The organism is Magnetospirillum sp. WYHS-4 (assembly GCA_039908345.1).
In the GTDB taxonomy this organism is placed as follows: Bacteria; Pseudomonadota; Alphaproteobacteria; order Rhodospirillales; family GLO-3; genus JAMOBD01.
On record JAMOBD010000150.1, the window covers coordinates 1 to 1,482 of the forward strand.

Sequence of the window (1,482 nt, forward strand, 5' to 3'; positions counted from 1 at the left end):
CCGAGCGCATCGCCTATGCCCGCGAGCCGCGCAAGCTGCCGGTGGTGTTGAGCGCCGACGAGGTGGTGCGGTTCCTGGAGGCGGTGCCCAGCCTGAAGAACCGCACCGCGCTGACCGCCTTGTCGACGGCGGCCTGGAGATCGGCTTGTAGGGACATGATGGCTACCAGATATAAGGTCCGGGCAAGGACAGGTGGACGAGGTCGTGCAGGCGGCTGGCGGTGGCCAGCAGGGCGGCGATGTCGGAATCCAACGCGATGGCCAGGGCGTCCTCGGTGAGCACGGGACGCTCGCGGATTTCCAGCTCCGAGGCCACCTCCCAGAGGAGGCCGCCGATCAGCCTGGCCTCGAACTGCCGGGTGAAGCGGGCCTCATGAGCCTGGAGGCCGAGGCCGCCCAGCAGCTCGATCTCGAACCAGGCCCCGCCCTCACGGGCCCGCCAGCGGTACCAGGCCTCGAACAGGGCGAACTGCTCGCGCTTCATCAGCCAGCGCACGGCGATCCGGGACGGCACCTGGGTGAAGCGCTTCCTCCGCCGCGCCGGCCCCGCCTCCATCTCGGTGCGCAGGATCGCCTCGCCCGGACGGATGCCGTAGCCCTGCACCGTCGGCAGGGGCAGCGTCGCGGGCCAGGAGAGGGCCATGGAGGTCGATCCGTGGTCGATATGGCATTCTTTGCCAATCTGTGCCATGATGCCCGGACAAGGAGGTGCCCATGGCGACGATGAACGTTTCCCTGCCCGATCCCATGCGGGAGTGGGTGGAGGCTCAGATCAAGGGCGGCGAGTACGCCAATGCCAGCGACTACATCCGCGATCTGATCCGCCACGACCAGCGGCGACACCAGGAACTGCGGGCGGCCATCGCGGAGGGGCTGGAAAGCGGGCGCAGCCCGCGCAAGGCCGAGGACATCATGAAGGCCGCCAAGGCCCGGCTGCGGAATGGCTGATTACGTTCTTTCCAACAAGGCCGATGCCGACTTGGCCGGGATCTACGACTATTCCTTCCGGAGCTTCGGCGAGGCCAAGGCCGACGCCTACTTTCTTTCCTTGAGCGATTGCCTGCGGACCCTGGCGGACAATCCCCGCCTGGGCCATGCCGCCGATGACCTGCATCCGGGGCTGCTCTGCCATCGGCACGCCCGCCACCGCATCTACTACCTGATCGAGGCGCCGGGCATCTTCGTGGTCCACATCCTGCACGACGCCATGGATGCGCCACGGCACCTCGGGCAGGACAGCGACCATTGATCCTCACCGATAGGCCCCCGCCGCCGGGTTGAGGCCGTAGCGGCGTTCCAGGGTGGGCGCCAGGCCCTCGCCACGACCGATCTTGCGGCTCATATGCATCTCCATCTGTTCGACAAAGACGTCGATCATCACCTCGCCGGCCGGGCCGCGCCGGGTCTCGGTGCGGGCCTGGGTGTTGGGCACCGTGTTGGTGACGGTGGGCTGGACGACCACGGTGACGCCGCCGGCAGATGG

General features: G+C 67.9%; 5 protein-coding genes. 2 read left to right on the plus strand and 3 right to left on the minus strand.

Annotation, left to right across the window (positions count from 1 at the left end; genetic code table 11):
* Positions 1 to 13: 13 nt before the first annotated feature.
* Positions 14 to 157, minus strand: a complete 144-nt coding sequence (locus tag H7841_18460; protein ID MEO5338841.1) for a hypothetical protein — start codon at positions 155 to 157, stop codon at positions 14 to 16.
* Positions 158 to 162: 5 nt separating this feature from the next.
* A complete protein-coding gene (locus H7841_18465; GenBank protein MEO5338842.1) occupies positions 163 to 642 on the minus strand; it encodes a hypothetical protein in 480 nt (159 codons plus the stop codon).
* Between the two features lie 71 nt (positions 643 to 713).
* Between H7841_18465 and H7841_18470 the strand changes: the two genes are divergently transcribed.
* A complete protein-coding gene (locus tag H7841_18470) occupies positions 714 to 947 on the plus strand; it encodes a type II toxin-antitoxin system ParD family antitoxin (GenBank protein ID MEO5338843.1) in 234 nt (77 codons plus the stop codon).
* Positions 940 to 1,248 carry a type II toxin-antitoxin system RelE/ParE family toxin gene (locus tag H7841_18475; protein ID MEO5338844.1) on the plus strand — a complete coding sequence of 103 codons (309 nt, stop codon included), beginning with the start codon at positions 940 to 942 and terminating at the stop codon, positions 1,246 to 1,248. The genes H7841_18470 and H7841_18475 overlap by 8 nt, the downstream gene beginning before the upstream one ends.
* Before the next feature lie 3 nt (positions 1,249 to 1,251).
* Here H7841_18475 and H7841_18480 read toward each other — a convergent pair.
* On the minus strand, positions 1,252 to 1,482 hold a 231-nt coding region (locus H7841_18480; protein ID MEO5338845.1), incomplete at its 5' end, for a hypothetical protein.

Excerpts from the sequence above, each read along its gene's own strand:
- H7841_18460 (MEO5338841.1), bottom strand. The coding sequence starts at position 157 with ATGTCCCTACAAGCCGATCTCCAGGCCGCCGTCGACAAGGCGGTCAGC.
- H7841_18465 (MEO5338842.1), bottom strand. The coding sequence starts at position 642 with ATGGCCCTCTCCTGGCCCGCGACGCTGCCCCTGCCGACGGTGCAGGGC.
- H7841_18470 (MEO5338843.1), top strand. The coding sequence starts at position 714 with ATGGCGACGATGAACGTTTCCCTGCCCGATCCCATGCGGGAGTGGGTG.
- H7841_18475 (MEO5338844.1), top strand. The coding sequence starts at position 940 with ATGGCTGATTACGTTCTTTCCAACAAGGCCGATGCCGACTTGGCCGGG.